At 68.1% G+C, this 15,334-nt stretch carries 16 protein-coding genes and 1 pseudogene; 10 read left to right on the forward strand and 7 right to left on the reverse strand.

Annotated elements, in window-relative coordinates:
* Positions 1–36: 36 nt before the first annotated feature.
* Positions 37–227: pseudogene (locus ABD848_RS18180) on the forward strand (oxygenase MpaB family protein); the annotation flags it as partial.
* 15 nt (positions 228–242) lie between these two features.
* Positions 243–434, forward strand: a complete 192-nt coding sequence (locus ABD848_RS18185) for an acyl-CoA dehydrogenase family protein (protein WP_344973970.1) — start codon at positions 243–245, stop codon at positions 432–434.
* On the opposite strand, the gene ABD848_RS18190 is transcribed toward ABD848_RS18185, so the two are convergent.
* Complete coding sequence (locus ABD848_RS18190; protein ID WP_344973722.1) at positions 422–1,204, reverse strand: MerR family transcriptional regulator; 783 nt, start codon at positions 1,202–1,204, stop codon at positions 422–424. The genes ABD848_RS18185 and ABD848_RS18190 overlap by 13 nt on opposite strands.
* A 119-nt stretch (positions 1,205–1,323) precedes the next feature.
* On the opposite strand from ABD848_RS18190, the gene ABD848_RS18195 reads away from it, so the two are divergent.
* On the forward strand, positions 1,324–3,147 hold the full coding sequence (locus tag ABD848_RS18195) for an AMP-dependent synthetase/ligase (protein WP_344973725.1): 1,824 nt from the start codon (positions 1,324–1,326) through the stop codon (positions 3,145–3,147).
* A gap of 617 nt (positions 3,148–3,764) precedes the next feature.
* Here the strand turns inward: ABD848_RS18195 and ABD848_RS18200 are convergent.
* Complete coding sequence (locus ABD848_RS18200) at positions 3,765–4,904, reverse strand: acyl-CoA dehydrogenase family protein (RefSeq protein ID WP_344973728.1); 1,140 nt, start codon at positions 4,902–4,904, stop codon at positions 3,765–3,767.
* Between the two features lie 93 nt (positions 4,905–4,997).
* Here ABD848_RS18200 and ABD848_RS18205 point away from each other — a divergent pair, with 93 nt between their 5' ends.
* The 6 genes from ABD848_RS18205 (at position 4,998) to ABD848_RS18230 (ending at position 10,859) form a co-directional block, all read left to right on the forward strand.
* Positions 4,998–5,636: a TetR/AcrR family transcriptional regulator gene (locus ABD848_RS18205; RefSeq protein ID WP_344973733.1), complete on the forward strand. Its 639-nt coding sequence runs from the start codon at positions 4,998–5,000 to the stop codon at positions 5,634–5,636.
* Between the two features lie 355 nt (positions 5,637–5,991).
* Positions 5,992–6,369 carry an oxygenase MpaB family protein gene (locus ABD848_RS18210; protein ID WP_344973738.1) on the forward strand — a complete coding sequence of 126 codons (378 nt, stop codon included), beginning with the start codon at positions 5,992–5,994 and terminating at the stop codon, positions 6,367–6,369.
* Positions 6,369–6,845 (forward strand): DUF4334 domain-containing protein, encoded by a 477-nt coding sequence (locus ABD848_RS18215; RefSeq protein ID WP_344973741.1) that lies wholly within the window; start codon positions 6,369–6,371, stop codon positions 6,843–6,845. Before ABD848_RS18210 ends, ABD848_RS18215 begins: the two co-directional genes overlap by 1 nt.
* A gap of 27 nt (positions 6,846–6,872) precedes the next feature.
* Positions 6,873–7,967 (forward strand): NAD(P)-dependent alcohol dehydrogenase, encoded by a 1,095-nt coding sequence (locus ABD848_RS18220; protein ID WP_344973744.1) that lies wholly within the window; start codon positions 6,873–6,875, stop codon positions 7,965–7,967.
* Positions 7,968–8,115: 148 nt separating this feature from the next.
* Positions 8,116–9,573, forward strand: coding sequence for an aldehyde dehydrogenase family protein (locus ABD848_RS18225; protein WP_344973747.1), 1,458 nt, complete (start codon positions 8,116–8,118; stop codon positions 9,571–9,573).
* A 50-nt stretch (positions 9,574–9,623) separates the two neighbouring features.
* A complete protein-coding gene (locus tag ABD848_RS18230; RefSeq protein WP_344973750.1) occupies positions 9,624–10,859 on the forward strand; it encodes an oxygenase MpaB family protein in 1,236 nt (411 codons plus the stop codon).
* Positions 10,860–11,147: 288 nt separating this feature from the next.
* Here ABD848_RS18230 and ABD848_RS18235 read toward each other — a convergent pair whose 3' ends face one another.
* Positions 11,148–11,471 carry an AzlD domain-containing protein gene (locus ABD848_RS18235; protein WP_344973753.1) on the reverse strand — a complete coding sequence of 108 codons (324 nt, stop codon included), beginning with the start codon at positions 11,469–11,471 and terminating at the stop codon, positions 11,148–11,150.
* Positions 11,471–12,109, reverse strand: coding sequence for an AzlC family ABC transporter permease (locus ABD848_RS18240; protein WP_344973757.1), 639 nt, complete (start codon positions 12,107–12,109; stop codon positions 11,471–11,473). Before ABD848_RS18240 ends, ABD848_RS18235 begins: the two co-directional genes overlap by 1 nt.
* Before the next feature lie 99 nt (positions 12,110–12,208).
* Between ABD848_RS18240 and ABD848_RS18245 the strand changes: the two genes are divergently transcribed.
* The gene (locus ABD848_RS18245) at positions 12,209–12,781 is read left to right on the forward strand and encodes a helix-turn-helix domain-containing protein (protein ID WP_344973760.1); all 573 of its coding nucleotides are present in this window, start codon (positions 12,209–12,211) and stop codon (positions 12,779–12,781) included.
* A gap of 114 nt (positions 12,782–12,895) precedes the next feature.
* Here the strand turns inward: ABD848_RS18245 and ABD848_RS25075 are convergent, their stop codons facing one another.
* From ABD848_RS25075 to ABD848_RS18255, 3 genes are all read right to left on the reverse strand, one after another.
* On the reverse strand, positions 12,896–13,066 hold the full coding sequence (locus ABD848_RS25075) for an SDR family oxidoreductase (protein ID WP_425567603.1): 171 nt from the start codon (positions 13,064–13,066) through the stop codon (positions 12,896–12,898).
* Complete coding sequence (locus tag ABD848_RS25080) at positions 13,053–13,211, reverse strand: SDR family NAD(P)-dependent oxidoreductase (protein WP_425567604.1); 159 nt, start codon at positions 13,209–13,211, stop codon at positions 13,053–13,055. The genes ABD848_RS25075 and ABD848_RS25080 overlap by 14 nt, the downstream gene beginning before the upstream one ends.
* 391 nt (positions 13,212–13,602) lie before the next feature.
* The gene (locus tag ABD848_RS18255; RefSeq protein ID WP_344973763.1) at positions 13,603–14,988 is read right to left on the reverse strand and encodes a cellulose binding domain-containing protein; all 1,386 of its coding nucleotides are present in this window, start codon (positions 14,986–14,988) and stop codon (positions 13,603–13,605) included.
* Positions 14,989–15,334 lie beyond the last annotated feature (346 nt).

The following is a 15,334-nucleotide window of genomic DNA, read 5'->3' on the forward strand; positions in this document are numbered from 1 at the left end:
GGTGCCAGCCTGCTGGCGGGGGCGGCCAACGTGATCATGCAGCTCAGCCACCCCGCGGTCGGCTACGGCGTCGTCGAGAGCACAGTGGAGAGCGGCCAACTGTTCCGCCACCCGGTCAAGCGGACCCGGACGACGCTGACCTACCTGGTGGTGGCCATGCTCGGCACCGACGAGGAACGCAAGCTGTTCAACGCGCGGTCAACCGCTCGCACGCCCAGGTGCGCTCCGGCGCGTCGAACCCGGTGTCCTACAACGCCTTCGACCGCGAACTGCAACTGTGGGTCGCGGACCGGTGCCTGCAACTGCACGGGGGCTACGGATACATGACGGAGTACCCCGTGTCCCAAGCCTTCGTCGACGTCCGTATCCAGACGATCTACGGCGGAACCATCGAGATCATGAAAGAGATCATCGGACGCGCCTACCTGTCCTGACCCGCGGGCGAGTCGGTCCAATCGCGCGCGGCCGAACGCAGCTCGTTCTTCAGCGACTCCTGGAAGGCCGTCACCAACGCCTGCAACAGGGCGGGCAGTATGTGATCGGTCAGGGAACGCACCCGCGCGAGTTCGGCGGGATCGGGCGAGGAGTCCACGTAGGGCTCCCACACCCGCTCCCGAAACAATTGCTGCAACTCGTGGGCTAACGCCCGCGTGTGCTTGAGGACGATCTCCCGCGAGGCCAAAGCCGTCTCCAACGAGACGGGAACCTCCAGCAGTCGCAACCCCAAATGCAGCATAGAGGGGTTGACCAGGACCGTCTCCTCGTCCTTGGTACGGCTGAGAATCCCCATAGCGGCCAGCCGGTCCAGATCGTGCTCGGAGAGCGCGCGTCCTGCCTGCTTGCGCATCTGCTCAAGCGAGAACGGTTCGGCGCTCTCGGGCATCCAGCTCGCCACCAGCGCCCGGTGCAAAACCAGGTCGTCGACGGTGATGTCGGCGGGAAGCTGGGCGAGGTAGCGGTCGACGGCCGCCAGTGTGAGCCCCTGGCGCTGCAACTCCTCGATCAGTGAGAGGCGCGCGAGGTGCTCTGTGCCGTAGCGGCCTACCCGACGCGGACCGATCACCGGCGGCGGCAGCAGCCCCTTAGCGCTGTAGAAGCGCAACGTCCGCACAGAAACCCCGGCCCGGGCAGCCAGTTCATCGATCGTGAGCTGTAGGTCAGCCCGAGACGAGGCCGGGTCGGGCGTTGTCGAGGTATCGGTCATCGCTGTTCGGCTCACCCTCCAAAAATCCCGCTTAAGACAAGGTATGTGTGACACCAGGAGTGATAAACTCCGATGTGCTATTGGTCACACCGGTTCGGGCAACTTGCCAGGAGAACGCCATGTCCCCCATTGTCCACACCGCCGGTGAATCCCCAGGTGACACCATCCCGAGCCTGCTGCTGCGCAACGCCGACGAGTACGCCGACCTGCCGGCGCTTTCGTGGCGTGATCCCGACAAGGCCGACTGGTCGACCCTGACCTGGTCCCAAGTCCACGAGCGCGTCGCCGAACTGGCCGATGGCTATGCCGACCTGGGCGTGGAGCCTGGCGAGCAGGTGCTGCTCATGATGGGCAACCGTCCCGAGCACTGGCTGTCGGACCTGGCCCTGGTCCACATCGGCGCGGTCCCCACCACGGTGTACAGCACCGCCTCGGCCGAGCAGATCGCCTTCATCGCCGGCCACAGCGGCGCGCGGGTGGCGGTGGTGGAGAACGCCGCCGGGGCGGGGGTGTGGGAACCGCTGCTACGCGATCCGAACCTCCCGCTGCAACGACTGGTGGTGGTCGACACCGAGGGCCTCGACCCCAGCGGCGGCTACGAGACGTTCGCGCGGCTGGACGAGGCGCCGACCTCCGGCGCGTTCGAGCGCTGGCGCTCCCTCACACCCCACAGTCGCCTGACCGTGGTCTACACGTCGGGCACCACCGGCGATCCCAAAGGGGTGGTCGTCACCCACCACAATGTGCTGAGCAACGCGGTGTCGCTCGACAAGGTGGTGACGCTGCCGCCCCACGCCGACCACATCTGCTACCTGCCCTTGGCCCACATCGCCGAGCGCATGCTCGGCCTCTACCTGCCCGTATTTCGGGCCTCCCACGTGTGGATGTGCGACGACCCGCAAGCGGTGGCGGGGGTGCTGCAAGAGGTACGGCCGCCGCAGTTCTTCGGGGTCCCGCGGGTGTGGGAGAAGCTGACCTCAGCCCTCCGGTCGGCACTGGAGGCGCTGCCCCCGGAGCAGCGCGCCGCGGTCGACCAGGCCATGGCGGTGGCCACCGAACATGTGGGCTACCGCGAGCGCGGCGAGAAGATCCCCTCCGCCCTACAGGAGCGCTACGAGCGTGCGCGTTCCCAGGTGCTCTCGCCCCTGTTGGCCAAGGCCGGCCTCGAGCGGATCGTGTGGGCCTCCAGCGCCTCGGCCCCCATGCCCCTGGATATCGTGCGCTTTTGGGCCGGGCTGGGCATCGCGATCATGGACGCCTGGGGGCTGACCGAATCGGTGGGGGTGGCCACGGCCAACAGCCCCGAGACGGGTTTCCGGCTGGGCTCGGTGGGGCGTCCGATCGAGTCCGTGGAGATCGCGCTCGCCGACGACGGTGAGATCTACGTCCGCGGGGATTCGGTGTTCGACGGCTACCTCCAAGCCGACGGCTCCATTCGGTCGGCCAGCGACGAGGACGGCTGGTTCGCCACCGGCGACGTCGGCCACCAAGACCAGGACGGCTACCTGTGGATCACCGACCGCAAGAAGGAGTTGATCATCACCTCCAGCGGTAAGAACGTCTCTCCCGCGCTGGTGGAAAACGCCCTCAAGGAGCACCCGCTCATCGGTCAAGCCTTCGCCTACGGCGACGGCCGCTCCTATCTCGTGGCCCTGCTGGTGCTGGACGGGGAGATCGCTCCGGGGTGGGCCGCGGCCAACGGGATCGAGGTCGGTGACGACTGGGAGTTGCTGGTCGCCCACCCGAAGGTGCGAGCCGCGGTCGGTCAGGCCGTCGAGGCCGCCAACCAGCGGTTGAACCGCGCCGAACAGGTCAAGCGCTATCACCTGCTCACCACCGAGTGGGGGCCCGACAGCGGCGAGCTGACCCCCTCGCTCAAGCTCAAGCGGCGGGTCGTCCAGGAGAAGTACGCCGCTGAACTGAACGCGCTCTACCACGACTAAGGCGAGGAGCGACGAACGAGGGGAGGCCGCCGCTGGGCCTTCCCTATTACCTTTGAGGGCGGTTCTGCACGGCGACTCCCCCGCGTATGGGCCTGGGGCACGGTGCGCGCCGGGGCTGAGGAATGTCCGTGGGGTTCCCCGCCACTCGTGCCTCGATCGCTACGCGATCTCAGCAGCCCGAGGGTGCCACAACCCACCATCACACCTAAGAGGAATTCCTCACCCAAAAAAACCAGCCGCCCCCTTCTCACCACCAAGATGAGCCCCCTCGAAGAGAACCCCTCCCTCGAGCTCTAGCACGAAGATGTCCCTACGCATGACAGGCGAGCCCCCTCGAAGAGACCCCCTCCCCGAGAGACAGGCCAGGCTTCAGGAGCTTTCCACCCCCCGACCTCGCCTTCAGCAGGCCGCCATCCCCTGTCATACCTTGGGCTACAGCAACGCCTCCTCACCCCATAACCACCCGCACCGGTTGAGATCACCCCGGCCACCGCGTCTCCTCAGGCTGCCGAGATCGCGAAGCGATCGAGGTACGAGCGAACGCCACCACCTCCCCGCCACGCTTGACGAAAAACATCGAGGCGCCCCTTGCGTCGGTGCGCATTGCCGGGGGTGGTTCAAAGTCCGTAGCTACGGCCAATGATGTCGCGCTGGATCTCGCTGGTGCCGCCGTAGACGGTGGAGACCACGGCCGAACGCAGGTGGCGCTCCATGTCGTACTCGGTGGCGTAGCCGTAGCCGCCCATCATCTGCATGCCCTCCAGCGCCGCGCGCTTGGCGGTCTCGGTCGCCTTGAGCTTGGCCATGGCCGCCTCACGGGAGAGGCGCTGTTGCGGATCGGTGTCGTAGTCGGCGGCGACGTCGCGGATCAGCAGCCGCACGCACTCGATCTCGGTGGCCAGATCGGCGACCCGGTGGCGTAGGGCCTGGAAGGTGCCCACGGGGCGCCCGAACTGCTCGCGGACCTTGATGTAGGACACGGCATCGTTGAAGGCGCGGCGGGCCACCCCCAGCATGCTCGACGCGAGGAAGAGGCGCTCGCAGTCGAGGCCGGCCATGAGCTGGCCCCACCCCTGGTCGACCTCGCCCACGACGGCGCTGTCGGGCAGGCGAACGTCGGTGAAGTAGACGTCGTTGACCTCTCGGCCGCCCATGGTTTCGATGGGCCGGATCTCGATGCCGGGGGTGTCGGCGGGGACGTCGAACATGGTGAGGCCGTGGTGCTTGTCCGGCCCGGTCCTGGCCACCAGCAGGATCGTCTCAGCCAGGTGGGCGTTGGAGATCCACGTCTTGTGCCCGTTGACCAGCCAACCCCCCTCGGGATGGCGCTCGGCGGCGCACTGCAACGCGCCCACGTCGGAGCCGGCCTCTGGCTCCGACATGGCGATCGAGGCCACGGCGCCCTCGACGGTGGCGCGCAGGACCCGCTCCTTCTGGTCGTGAGTGCCGAACCTCTCGTAGGCTTTGGCGGCGATCGCGGTGGTAACGAAGCCGCCGCTGGGCACCATGCCGTAGGAGGTCTCCTCCAAGAACAGGCAGGCTTCGGTGAGGCCGCCGCCGGCGCCGCCATAGGCTTCCGGGAAGCACACCCCCAGCCAGCCGAGCTCGGCCAGCTTGCGGTAGATCTCTGGATTGTGGGCGGTGCCGCCCTCCTTGGCCCATTGGTCGCGCTGTTCGCGGGTGCCACACTCCCGCGTGGCGAAGTCGCGCAACGCGGCGACGAAATCCTGCTGCTCCACTGTGAGTCGAGTGCCCATGTGCGTTCTCCCAAGAACGGACCGCGTGGTACAAAGATATCTTTTGGATAAAATAGTTTCAAAGAGTTCGGACATGAGATGAGGGAGGTCGTCTTGGCTGGCAGTGCGGACACGGGTGGCGGTGAGTCCCTGCTCACCCGTGTGGTCGCCGACCACTACGCGGGCGACACCGTGGCGCAGCAGATCCTCGACGCGGCAAAGCAGCAGTTCGCCACGTTCGGGCTGCGCCGCTCCACCATCGACGACGTCGCCAAGCGCGCCGGGCTGTCGCGCATCACCGTCTACCGCCGCTTCAGCACCAAGAACAACCTCATCGAAGCGTGCCTGGCGCGGGAGTGCCGGGCGCTACTGCACGATCTGGACGAGGCCCTCGGCGAGCTGCCCACGATGGAGGACCGTGTGGTCGAGGGCTTCGTCGTGTCGATGCGCTATGCCCGGCACCATCCTCTGATCGGTGAGCTGCTCACCCTCGAACCCGAGGTTGTGCTGCCCTTCTTCACCGTCAACGGCGGCCCCGTGCTGGCGGCGCTACGCGCCTACATCGCCGAACACCTGCGCAAGGGGCAGGGTGCGCGAGGCAGGGCCGAAGCGCAGCCGGAACCGGTGGCCGAGCTCATGGTGCGCATCGCCGTCTCCTTCCTGTTGACTCCGCAAAGCTGCGTCGAACTCGACGACGCCGAGCAGTGCCGTGTGTTCGCCCGCCGGTACCTGGCTCCGCTGATCGGGTGCTAGGTCCTGTTTTTCGAACGGCTGGGGTGGGGGCGCGTGGGGGCTTCGTCGTCCGCTCGTGCCTCGATCGCTTCGCGACCTCGGCAGCCCAGGGGGGCGACAGCGGACGCGCTCACCGCGTGCGCCCACCGCCGGCCCCAGCCGCCCTTTTCAAAAGACAGAACCTAGAGCAGCAGGCTGTCGAAACTGAGGTCGGCTATACCCACCGACTCGGCGTCGACCAGCACCTGTCCGGCCTCCACCGTGGTGACCTCCAACTCGGACAGGTTCACGGCGATGGGCAGGTTGGCGGGGACGATGTCGGCCCCGACCGGGGGTAGCCCGGCGAGATCGGATAGGTGGCCCGTGGCGGCCCCGGATGGTCGCCGAGGAGCTGGAGCCCACCCTCGTCGTCAAGGAACTACTGGACCCCGACCGCCCCCTCCCGGTGCCCGAGGGCGCTTCCCGCCTGCTGCGGCTGCTATGGCCCTACATCATGCCGCCCCTGGCCCGACTGCGGGTCTTTACGACAATCGGCCTCCTCCCGCCCAAGGTTCGCGAGAAGCTAGGCCTGGCGTGGACCGACCGCGACGAGCGCCGCATGCGACTGCTGGGCCGGGTCATCGCGGCGGTGGTCCCGCGGCTGCCCGAGCGCCTGCGGTACCTGCCGGTGGCGCGGCAGGCGCGGCGGGCCGTACGGCGCGGCGAATCGCCGACACCGACCGAGTCACAACGAACCGAAGGGAAGGTGGGCTGATGACTCCCCCCTCGACCCAGGCTCTACTCACGGCACTGCGCGACGACCGGCAGGAAGCCGCCCGCGTCGACTACGCCGACCTCGAACGGCTGTGGGCCAACCTGGAGCCGGCGGGCCTGGAGGAGGTCCTCGGCGTGTGGCAAGGCCGCGTGATCCGCACCGGCCATCCCGTGGAGCGGCTGCTCGACGGCAGCGGCTGGTACGGCAAGACGTTCAACTCGCCTATGGACGCCAAACCCCTGATCTGCCGCGACGGCGCCGGCGAGCTCTACTCCAACGTCGAACTGGGCGGCGGGGAGGCCACGCTGTGGATGGTCGAGTTCCGCGGGGAGTGTACGGCCTCGATGGTCTACGACGGGCGCCCCATCGTCGACCATTTCAAGAAAGTGGACCGGGACACGCTGCTGGGCGTCATGAACGGCCGCGACACGCTGCACGAGGGGAAGCACTGCTACTTCCTGCTCATCCGGGACTAGCCGCCACCACGACAAGGAGGATTGCCCATGCGTGTGCGAGCGGCCCTCGTGGCGGCCCCCGGCGACCCCTTCACGATCCGCGACGTCGACCTCGCCGCTCCCGGCGAGCACGAGGTGCTCGTGCGCGTCACGGCGGTCGGCATCTGCCACACCGATCTGCTCTACCGCCGGATGTGGCCGCGGGCGCGCACCCCCGTCGTGCTCGGCCACGAGGGCACCGGCACGGTGGAGGCCGTCGGCGCGCAGGTCACCCGGGTCAGACCGGGTGAGACCGTCTGCATGAGCTACCGCAACTGCGGCGCGTGCGACACCTGCCGCGCCGGACACCCCGCCTACTGCGACTCGGCGGGGCCGCTGAACCTCTCCGGGGGGCGGGCCGACGGCACGTCCCCCCTCTCCGCCGGGGGCGCCCCGGTCTACGGCTCCTTCTTCGGCCAGTCCAGCTTCGCCACCCACGCCCTGGCGCACGAGAACAACACGGTGCCGGTGCCCGCGACCCTGCCCGCGCGCGTCGCGGCGCCGCTGGGGTGCAGCGTGCAGACCGGAGCCGGCGCGGTGTGCAACGTCCTGCGGCCCCACCCCGGAGAGCCGCTAGCGATCTTCGGCGCCGGCGGGGTGGGGCTCAGCGCGCTCATGGCGGCCCAGGCCATCGGCTGCGACACCATCGTCGCTGTCGATCCGCTGCGCACGCGGCGGGAGCTGGCGGTCGCACTGGGAGCTCGGGCGGCGATCGACCCGGGCTCGGGCGAGGAGGTGCCCGCCGCGGTGCGCCGCGCCGCCGGCGGCACACTCGGCTACGCCATCGACACCACCGGCCGCCAAGACGCCATCGGCAACGCCGTCGCGGCGCTGCGGCCCATGGGATCGCTGGTGCTGGCCGGTTTGGGAGGCACCGCGGAGCTGGACGTGTCCAGGATCGTCACGCGCGGCATCAGCGTGCGCGGCACCGTCGAAGGCGACGCCACCCCCGCCGACTTCATCCCGCGCATGGTGGAGCTGTACCGCGCGGGACGACTGCCCGTGGAGCGCATCGTGACGGAGTTCGCCTTCGACCGGATCGAGGCAGCCGCCCAAGCCGCCACCGCTGGGCAGGTCGTCAAACCGGTACTGCGCATGGCCTAGCCCCGGGCGTTGCCGCGCCCCGCCCATGCTGACCTCGGCGCTCCCGCCCGACCCCGGTAGGGAAAACCTCTCCCCCACGAACGAAATAACGAAACGACTTTAGTTTTTTTGTATCAAGCCGCTATGGCGGCGCCACAGGAGGAAGCCCATGACGAAGGCCACGACTCCCCCAACCGAGGAGCCGACCACCTCGCCCGGCACCGACGCCGGCGACGACCCGCACCCGGCGGTTCGGGCCGCTCGCCAGGCGGCACCGGACTGGGCACGGCTGTCCTTCAAGGACCGGCGCGACCTGCTCCTGCGCTGGAAGCGGCTGATGGTGTCCCGCGCCGACGAGCTGATCGACGTGATCAGCTCCGATACCGGCAAACCCCACGCCGACGCCCTGCTGGAAGTGTCGCTGAGCGCTGAACACGTGCACTGGGCGGCCAAAAACGCCCAGCGCGTGCTGGCTCCCCGCCGTGTCGGCTCCGGACTGTTGGGCATCGACCAGGTCGCCACCGTCGGCTACGAGCCCCTGGGCGTCGTCGGCGTCATCGGCCCGTGGAACTATCCGCTGTTCACGCCGATGGGCTCCATCTGCTACGCGCTCGCCGCCGGCAACGCCGTGGTGTTCAAACCCAGTGAACTCACGCCGGGCGTCGGCGTGTGGCTAGCCGACACCTTCGCCACGGCCACCGGCCACGGCGACGTGCTGCGCACCGTCACCGGCGGCGGCGACGTGGGCGCGGCCCTGTGCGCGGCCGGCGTTGACAAGGTGGCCTTCACCGGCTCGGCGGGCACCGCCCGCAAAGTCATGGCGACCTGCGCCGAGACACTGACCCCGATCGTGGCCGAGTGCGGCGGCAAAGACGCCATGATCGTCGACTCCGGCGCCGACCTGACCCGAGCCGCTTCGGCCGCGGTGTTCGGCGCCATGGGTAACGCCGGACAGACCTGCGTGGGCGTCGAACGGGTCTACGTCGTCGAGGAGCTGCACGCCGCGTTCGTGCAAAAGGTGACCGATCTGGCCGCCGGCCTCAGCCCCGGAAACACGCCCGAGGCCGACTACGGCCCCATGACGCTGCCGAGCCAGGCTGAGACCGTGCGCGAGCACATCGCCGATGCGGTCACGCGCGGCGGCACGGCGGTGCTCGGCGGCGTCGACTCGGTGGCCGGCACCATGGTGGGGCCGGTGGTGCTCACCGATGTGCCCGAGGACGCGCTCGCGGTCACCGACGAGACCTTCGGGCCGACCATTGTCATCAACCGGGTCGCCGACGCCGAGGAGGCGCTGCGGCGGGCCAACGCTTCAGGCTACGGGCTGGGCGGCTCGGTGTTCTCCGGCAGCCGCACACGGGCCATGGGACTGGCGCGCCGGATGCGCGCCGGCGCCGTGTCGATCGGCGCGGTCGTCGCCTTCGCCGCGATCCCGGCGCTGCCTTTCGGCGGGATCGGGCTGTCGGGCTTTGGACGTATCCACGGCGCCGACGGGCTGCGCGAGTTCTCGCGCGCCAAGTCGATCACCCGCCGCCGCTTCACCCTGCCCATCGACGTGACGTCGTTCTCACGCACCCGAAAAGACATCGCCCTGACCCGTTCGCTGCTCAAGCGCAGGCACACATGACGCCGCGCACCGTGGCGAGCACCGGCAACCGCGAACCGAGGAGGACCACCGTGAGCATCGCGCTCCCGGAGCCTGCACCCGATGCGCCCCCGCGCCGGGGCGACCGGCTGTACTGGCTGCGCCGCATCAAAGCCCTCGACCCGCAAACCCAGCACGAGGAGATCTACCGGATCTCGGCCGGCCACGAATTCCCGTGGGACTACAACCGCGCCCTGGAGCTGGCGCTGTTTCGGACCTACTGTGTGCCCTCGATCTCGGGGCTGCTGGAGGCCACCGGCGAGTTCGCGCAGCGTCCGCAGAAACGCTACGACGACACGGCGCTGCTGATGGCCGAGATCGTCAAGCACGGCTACGACGCGCCGCGCGGCAAGGAGAGCCTGCGCTCGATCAACCGGATGCACGGCCAGTACAACATTTCCAACGACGACATGCGCTACGTGTTGTCGACGTTCGTCTACGAGCCCGTCGACTGGATCGACCGGTTCGGCTGGCGCCGACTGTGCGAGCAGGAGCGGCAGGCGGCCTACCACTACTACCGGGAGGTGGGCACCCGGATGGGGATCAAGGAGATCCCGCCCGACTACGAGTCCTTCCGCCGGTTCAAGGCCGACTACGAGCGTGAGCACTTCCGCTACGCCGACACCAACGCGCGGGTGGGCCGCTCCACCCTCGACCTGGTGCGCTCCTGGGTGCCGCGCCCGGTACGGCCGGTGGCCGACGCCGTCGTGCGCGCCCTGTTGGACGAGCGCACCCGGGAGGCGTTCGGGTTCGCTGCCCCGCTCCGTGGGTGGTGCGCGCCGTCGAGTCGGCCCTGCGGGTGCGGGCGGCGGTGGAGACCCAACTGCCGCCGCGCCGCCGCTCCCTGCTGGCCGCTGAGGCCAAGACCCGCACCTATCCCCACTGGCCCCACGGCCACGAGATCTCCGAGCTGGGCAGCCGGGCGCCCGACGACATCGACCCGCGGTGGCTGCGCCGCTTTCGCCCCGAGACGTCGTAGGCGTTCACCGGGCACAGGGGCCGGCCGGGTACCCACGGCCGGCCCGGACAGGGCGGAAGCAGCCGGCGGTGGACCCTGCCGCTTGGCCGCTCCCCCGTTGCCGAACGGGAGGAAAAGGAAAACCATCGCTCCCGAAACAAGGGGCCTACCGGCTATCCGAAGAGTCGCTCACCCTGGAACACTCGTTCACCTTGTTCGATGCAGACGCCCCTCCTTGCGAGATCAACCTTCTCCCGTTCCGCTGACCAGAGAATTTCTCGACGTTATGGTCGTTGCGCGAGGAGGATAGAAGCGCGGCTACCGCGGTGAGGGAACAGCCGGAGTGCGCCGCCAGGAACAGCGGTTCACATGGCGATACGACATCGATGACATAAGGACACGGCGGGCGTTGACCGCTTTCGAATCCAACGAAAAGCTGTGGCCGGGAGGACGCGCTGCCAACCGCCGCCTCACGGCCTCGACCCGGCCAACGTTTCCGGTCGTCTCCCCGGAAAAACCAGACACCGGCACGCGCGATCGCCGTCGCCTCGCATAGCCGCCGACGCCGAGAATTCGAGAAAATCGAAGACTCGGCTGACTATGGGACTCCAAACAGCCTGAGAAGCGAAGTGACCGCTGCCGCGGAGAGAACAACGACGATGAAAGGCAGTTTCCGCCACGCCATCACGCCGGCGACCACCACACCGGCGGGGCGGGCTATACCGGCCGACACGCCTCCCTCCGTCAGTGCCGTGGTGAGCACGAGCGAGGCGAGCAGAACGACCGCGGAAACCTCCATCATTTTGTCCACCTTCGGCGGGAAACTGATCCGACTCCGCAACAGTGGACCGCTCATTCGCAAAGCGAAGGTGCCGACAGCGAGCACCACCATCGAGATGAGCAGGGCTGGCGTGATGTCCATCAGGTTTCCTTGTCTCGCACGATGGTCAGCAGGCCGAGCAGGCCAAGCAGCACGGGCAGCCCAGCGGGGAGGAAAGGTGTGGTGACCAGGGCGACCGCGGCGCCGGTCAACGCCGCGCGGCGCGTCTTGGGGTCGTTGAAGGCCGGCAGGATCAAAGCCAGCAGGGCGGCCGGGAACACCGTGTCAAGTCCGAATACGTCAGGATCGCTGACCGCTGTGCCGATCAGGCCGCCCAGCGCCGCCCCCACCGGCCAGCAGAGCAAAATACCTAGGCCACAAGCCCAGTAGGCGGCGCGCCTACGGTCGTGGTCCTCCTGATTGACGGCGAAGGCGACGGTCTCGTCGTTCATGAAGTGGATGCCGACGAGTCGCCGCCACCCCCTGCCGAACACATCGGGTACGGCCAATCCGAACGGCAGGTGGCGGGAGTTGACCAACAACCCGGCCAGCACCGCCGCGACCGGACTTCCTCCGGCGGCGACGATCCCGATGAACAGGAACTCGGAGGACGCCGCGAGAACCATCGTGCCCAAAAGCACAGGGAACCACAGTGGAAAGCCTGAGGTCACGGCGATCGCACCGTAGGAGATGCCGATCACCCCCACTGCCAGGCACACCAGTGCGATGTCACGTACCATCGCACCTTCCATCGTTCTCCATAGCGAAGGCATGTTCATTATGCTGGAATTTCGTATGATTGTTTGTCAAGACGAACGGACGTTCATTGGAGCGAACGGATGGCGCAGTCGGCACCACTTCCCTCACGTCCCCCGCTCAAGTCCATCGCGACCAGCCTGCGCCGGGAACGCGGTCGCGCCGGCCTGTCCCTCAGCCAGGTTGCCGAGCAGGCGGGAATCTCCAAATCCACCCTCTCTCAATTGGAGACGGGCAACGGGAACCCGAGCCTGGAGACGCTGTGGGCCCTGTGTGTCGCGCTGAACGTGCCGTTCTCGCAACTACTCGACCCGCCACGCCCCCAAACGCAGGTGATCAGGAGCGGTGAGGGAGCCGCGGTGCCCGCGGCCCAAGCCGAGTACCGCGCCACTTTGCTGGCTTCCAGCCCCCCTGGCGCCCGGCGCGACATCTACCGCGTCGACGCCGAACCGGGTACGGTTCACGCCTCGGACCCGCATATGCCCGGCGTGGTGGAGCACGTACTCCTCGCCGAAGGCAAAGCCAGGGTGGGCACAGCGCTGGAACCGGTAGAGCTGCACCCTGGCGACTACATCGCCTACCCGGCAGACCTGCCGCACATCTTCGAGGCACTGGCTCCGCGGACCCGAGCGGTCCTGATCTCCGAGCACAACTGACAGACAAGACGTCCACGCGGGGGCGGTCGGCACCGTGTCGGACCGGCCTTCGGCTTCGGACGTCCCGCCGCGGCACGGGAAGCGCGGCGGGCGCATACCCGAAAGGCCGAGAACTCAGTGCCCCATTCCGAGGCCGCCGTCCACGAGGATGACGGCCCCGGTTATGGAGGAGGCGCTGTCCAAGGCCAGGAAACGGACCGTCTCCGCTCCTTCTTCGGGGCGGGCGTAGCGGCCCAGCGGTACCCGCGCCAGGAAGTCCGCCCGCTGTTTCTCACTGAGGGAAATCCTGCTCGCTCATCTGGACCAGCAGGCTGTTTCTAGTGGCACCGGCGTTGGCTACCAGCACCTCCACCGGACCATTGCGTGCCTCGACGTGGGTGAAGGCACTGTCGACCTGATCGGAACCGGTGACGCCACACGTGACCGCCAGACAGCCCCATAGAAACCCCTGCCCGGGCCCCGCGAGCCGTCAGGTTGGGGAATATGGAGCGTCCGCGTTGCTGGGCCCATGTCTGTGAGTGTTCCTTATTCGGAAGTTTCCGGGTAAACGAGGAAAGCTCGCTGGCTAGGGACCACATGGTCAGCTCCGGTTCGGCCTGAGCTGGCTGGGTAGTCCGAACGAGCGCGCCGTGAGGCCGTACTGGCGCAGTGTGTGTTGGCGAGGCGAAGCGCAAGGGCCGGCGCAGGCCGGCAGGTAAGAAATGCCGCATATGTGACCGCTAAGACCGCTTCGACCGTTCTCGACCAGACCTGGGCGGGTGGGTGTGGGGTGGGCCGGGTGAGCCGGCCCACCCCACTACGCGCTAAGCCGCCGGTTGGGCTCAGCTAGCCGTGCAGGCATCGCCGTTGAGCGTGAACTGGGTCGGCGGGTTGTTGGTGCCGCTGTAGGTGCCCTGGAACCCGAAGTTGGCGCTGCTATCAGGTGCGATAGTGCCGTTGTAACCGACGTTGTCGGCGGTGACCTGGGCGCCGGACTGGTTCACCGCGGCATTCCAGGCGTTGGTGACCTGCTGGTCATCTGGCCAGGTCCACGCCAGAGACCACCCGTCGACGGTGGTGTCCCCGGTGTTGGTGATGGTCACCTCAGCGGTGAACCCGGTATTCCAGCTATTGGCGCTATAGGCGACCTGACACGTCAGGTCACCGTCGGGCGGAGTGGACGGCGACGGGCTCGTGCTTGGGCTGGGGCTGGGGCTGGCCGTACCGCCGTCCAGGTCGAGGGCGTCCTCAAGGAAAGCGTCGATGGTGTCCCAGCTTGGGTCGGGCGAACCATTGGTGACTGTCTCCTGGCAGTCCCCGGCGGTGTAGACAGTCTGAGCTCCGAAATGTGACGAACTCATGACGTCGGTCCTGCTGTGGCCAGCGTTGGGAACCGAGATGAAGCGGGCGTCGCCGCATTGGTCGCGGATCGCCTCGTAGAGCACGGTGCTCTGCCCATGTGGCACCACGGTGTCACCCTGGCCGTGCAGGAGCAGCATCGGCGGATCGTTCTGGTCGACGTAGGTGATCGGGTTGGCCTTGGCGACCTCGTCTGGGCAGGTCTGGATCGGGCATCCCATCAGGAGGGAACCGGGAGAGTCGGCGGCGTCGTGGTCCCATCCGCTGCCGGGCAGGCTCTGAGAGTTCATCAGCAGGAAATCGCTCGGTCCGAAGAACGGAATCGACGCCTGAACGTCACTGGAGACACCGGTCGTTCCCAGGTTGCCCTCAAGCTCTGCCACGCCTCCGCTTACGCCGGCCATGCTGGCTACCCAGCCGCCGGAGGAGGTCCCCATGATCGCGAAGCGGTCGGGGTCCAGTTGGTACTGCTCGGCGTTCGCCCGCAGGAAACGGATCGCGGCCTTGATGTCGTGCACCTGCGCTGGGAATGTCGCCTGGGAGCTGGAGCGGACGCTTACGCCGGCCACGGCGTATCCCCTGGGGTTGAGGGCGTCGGCGATCGCGCCGGCGCCCGACTTGCCGTTATCGCTCATCCACGCCGAACCACTGCTCCAGATCACCAGTGGCCGTTCATCGTCGCCACCGGGCAGGTACAGGTCCAGCAGGTGCCCCTGGCTACCGGCGGGTTGCGCCGGCGCATAGGCGACGTCGGTGATCGTTTCTGCGGGGGCGGCTGATGCGGGGAGCCAGTGGAACACCACACCGGCCATGGCGAGGAGGGCCGTTGTCACACCGGTGGCCACGGCCGCGCGGATTCGGGAACGCATGTTCGTTTCCTTTGGCGTTCGGCCGGAAAGCGGATCGTGAAAACGTGGGAGAGCTGTCCTGCTGCTGGTTTCGATGCCGTAGTCCCGTCCACGCGAGCGGACGTGACCTGTGCGGCGGCTGCGGGAAAGGCGAGAGGCCCAGCCGTGAACCACGGCGGCTGCGAGCGCCCGCGCCTGATGTCGTTGGAAGCGCATCCTGACCTCCGGGGGTAGGCGCGCATCCCCAGGGGAACGACCCGCCGCCGGAAGGCTCGGACCGTATATCTGTCGGGCGCGCGCCAGATGGGGGATGTGTGCCGGACCGGCCCAGCGGAGTCGCCGCCGCGAGGGCGGTGGCTGGGTAGAC

It is taken from the genome of Salinactinospora qingdaonensis, assembly GCF_039539445.1.
Classification (GTDB): Bacteria; Actinomycetota; Actinomycetes; order Streptosporangiales; family Streptosporangiaceae; genus Salinactinospora; species Salinactinospora qingdaonensis.